Raw genomic sequence first — 4,140 nt, forward strand, 5'->3', positions numbered from 1 at the left:
CAGTTCTATTGTTACCAGAAATAAAAGGAAACAGAAAGAAAAAACTAGAAAAATCATTTAATTCATTCAAACATTATTTGTATGAATTAAATAACAAGGTGCTTTTTGTGGATAATAATGAAATTGATTACTACCTAAAAGAAACAAATATATTGCTATTAGACGCTTTTAATATTATCAATCTAGTTAATATACTTCCAAAGAAGTCTGATTTTAAAGTAATAATTCCCGATTTCATATATTTTAATTATCAGCCTTGGATAAAATACCATATTTTAAATTATCAATATGATGCATTATTGAACCCTATAAGAGAAAAGATTGATACTGAGTTTCAAAACAACAAAGAAAAATACAATAAGTCAAAGTCCGAATTAATTCAAAACATAAAACATGAGATCATAAATTATAGAAAGAAATACAATAGTGATAATATAGAAGTTTTAATTGAAAGTGAAGACATTAACCTCGAAAGTGAAGATTTTGTTTTTTATAATGAAGAAGAAATAGAGTTTACTAAAAAAGTTTTAAAAGAAAATGAAAATAAGGAATATTTAGTTTACACGAATAATGGTATCGAGTTCGCTGAAAAAGGAAATACATCTGTTTTAATTAGAAGAAATACTCTAATTGCAAATTATATTTCTCAATTAAATATTGGGGATTATTTCATATTACAAAGAGAAATAAGTTCCGCTATTAGTAGAGATAATTTAGTAGATAAGCTTAGTAAAGTACCTGATACGGTAATTGATTTTCAAATACAATTATCAAAGTATGAGAATGTCTATAACACTTTAGAGAAGTTAGGTTTAGAATACACACATAGTAAATATTTCAACCAAAAATATGTGATTGTGGCAAAGGATTATAATAATGAAAGATTTATTTTACCTAAGAAGAAAGATCACTGGAAAATTATTTGTGAATTTTTAGGAATTAATTCGAATGACATGTTTCAAGCATGGATTGCCCATTATGGAAGAAAACATCTGAATGAAATTAAAAAAATATACAAACATATTTATGATTTGTGTTTGAAAAACAATTATTTAAGTGAGATTGATAATCCAGAGTTAATATTAAAGGCTTCAAGATATATCGAAAATAATATTTCAATATTCGAAAACGATGAGGAAATTAATCCAAAAGAAATAGCAAAATCAATTCTATCTTCAATGATAAATGAATTAATTTTTCATGAAGTAAAAGAAATTAAAACTTTAAATTGATGAATAATTTTAGAAAAAAGAGAAATAGCCTTGAATTATTTGTTCGTGAGCAGATAATAGGACCTGGAGCTTTTAATAACCGCTATTTCTTTATAGAAAAATGGGACACGAGTGAATTCAACGGTATTGACTTTAAAGTTAAAGAAGTAAAGGCTATAGATAATAAAAGTGAAATTTTAGCAGAGGTTCCTGCTTATCAATATAGTTCTGCAATTCTTTTTCCTGAAACAAGGGTTTCAAAAGGAACGGAAACACAACTCAAAGAGAAATTTTTAGAATCGGATATCGATGAAGAAAATCCGGATACTGAGGATATAGAAAATGGTGGAGATGATGATAGAAATATAGATAATACTGAAGAAAGTCTAGTCAGTAAACAACAAAACTATCCAAATTCATTTGGCCTCTCATTTGTAGTAGACAAAGATACTAATATGCAAGGTGATTTGAAAGTGAACGTTTCATTTAGAAAATATCATAGCATAAATAAGAAGGAGTGTTTAAGCGATAAACTAGCTTGTCTAGTTTCTGAATATGATAATGAAATTGAAATTGCAATTGAAAATTACTTTAAACCATTATTTACATCTTTAAGAAAAAATAATAACCTATTTATTTATCTTAATCAAGAAATTAATAAGAGTAATATTTATGATGTAGATTATATTCATTTAAATAATTATTTTCAAGCAACTCTTTTAAAAACAATACAAGATGTTTTTAAAAGTGATATAGTTGAACTTAAACAAAAAAATGGTGTAATATATTATGGAATTAAAGGTGATTATGAACTACAGTTTTATTCTATTTCAGAATCAATAAATTATAGTGGGAATGAATATAAAAATGTAGCTTCATTATATGATAACAGCATAATTAATCATATTAAGAGTAAACTTAAAGAAGATTTGTCTAATTACTCAAATTATAAGAAGCTCATAAAGGAAATTGAAATATTCAATCAGTTAAAAAACTACGTAACAGATCTAAAGTCTGTATATAAACCAAGAAATTCTTCTCCAATTTGGGAGGCAAAAACTTTTGAAAACATTACTATTTCTTTACCAAATTATGATGGAACCAGTAAGATATTAAGACTAAATAATCAAGTTATTGATAATAACATCAAAGAGGTCTCAGATTTAAAATATTCGGTACAATATATTCGTAAAAATGAGGAAATTTTTGTAAAAATATTATTGATTAACAAGGCAAATATTATTCTTAAGGAAAATGAACCACCTCAATTAAACAAAAAAGATGAAGCAAATTTAAAAGCATATTTTGGTATTCAATTAAAGGTTAACGAGATTAAAGAAAATACTCTGAAGCAATATAACCCTCCTCAATTATTGGATTTTGATGAAGAAGATAACTTTAATAAATTACTCTATAGAAACTATCATGATTTTGGTGAAGGCTACAACACATCTGTAAATTGGGATGTAAAGGATAAATACAAGTTTATTACAACTGAGTTTCTTCCAGAACAAGAAACCCCAAAAGTAGATTTTAAACCTAGCAAAATTGTAGATGGTGTAATTACTTCAAGACTCAAAAATGATTCTATTTTGTCAATGCGTTTTCTTTCAACTTTGTCTGATGCTACTGATAGTGCTGTTTTAGAGGGATTAATGAATTTTGTGAATGAATATAAGTTTTGGATAGAAGAGAAAAAAAAGGATCTTAATAATGATAATTTACTTAAAGGTGAAGAAAAAGAATTATTAGAGAAACAACTATTAGCTTGTGATAAAGATCATATTAGATTAGTAAGAAACATTAAATTACTTAGTAAAGATTTGAAAGCTATGGCTGCATTCAGGCTAATGAATACAGCAATGTTTATGCAATTGCATCATAGCATTAAGAAACCGTTCAATCCTTCCTCAAATACCGAAGAATTTTACAAAAATATTAGCCTAGGTGAATATGATTATAAATGGCGTTCTTTTCAGATTGCCTTTATAATATTAAATATTGATGCTTTTGTTCGACCAGATCTCGATGACAAAACCGTTGAAAATATATTTTCCAATGGATGGCCTGAAAGGAATGAGATAGCTGATTTAGTATGGTTTCCAACTGGTGGTGGGAAAACGGAGGCTTATTTAGGTATAATAGCATTCGTAATTGGATATAGAAGATTTACCAAAGGAGTTAGAGGAACTGGTACAACCGTTTTAATGCGTTATACATTGAGACTGTTAACATTGCAACAATTTCAAAGAGCAACTATGTTAATTTGCGCATTAGAAGCCATCCGTAAAGATAGTTTTTCAATACCTCATGCTTGTAGTCTCGGTAATTCGAGAATTACAATTGGTTTATTTGTTGGTTCAGGCTCATTGCCTAATCAATGGAAAGGCACCGGTAATTCAAATGATACGAGCATGGAGAAAGAACTTGAAAAAATAGGAGTTTGTATTGAAGTTGGTAAAAAAGTGAGTACAAATTTACCATTTACAGAATGCCCATGGTGTGGTAGTGATTTATTTATTAATCCAGAATTAAGTAATGTTTCTCATACTCATAAACCCACACGAAATAATTACGGAATAAATGATCAGTTAAACATCTGTTGCAATAATTCATCCTGTACTTATAAAGGTATGGGAAGAAATAGACCTAGTAATGAATTTAGCCTGCCATTAAGATTATTTGATGAAGATATTTATAAATACCCTCCTACACTACTATTTGGGACGGTAGATAAGTTTGCAGCTTTAGCAAACAATGTCTCCACTAATACTTCCGAAAGGAATAAAGATTCTAGGAGATTATTTGGAAAAGGATACAATCATGACACCTTACCACCAGAACTAATAATACAAGATGAGTTGCATCTTTTACTAGGCCCATTAGGTTCTGCAGTAGGACTTTTTGAAAAAAGTATAGACTACTTATG

At 27.9% G+C, this 4,140-nt stretch carries 2 protein-coding genes; both read left to right on the forward strand.

From position 1 onward, the window contains the following. On the forward strand, positions 1-1,232 hold a 1,232-nt coding region (locus VFS71_RS16200; RefSeq protein WP_326402580.1), incomplete at its 5' end, for a hypothetical protein. Continuing rightward, positions 1,232-4,140: hypothetical protein (locus VFS71_RS16205; protein ID WP_326402581.1), on the forward strand; the 2,909-nt coding region annotated here is incomplete at its 3' end. The genes VFS71_RS16200 and VFS71_RS16205, both read left to right, overlap by 1 nt.

The sequence above is a fragment of the Flavobacterium sp. genome (assembly GCF_035760125.1).
Taxonomy (GTDB): Bacteria; Bacteroidota; Bacteroidia; order Flavobacteriales; family Flavobacteriaceae; genus Flavobacterium.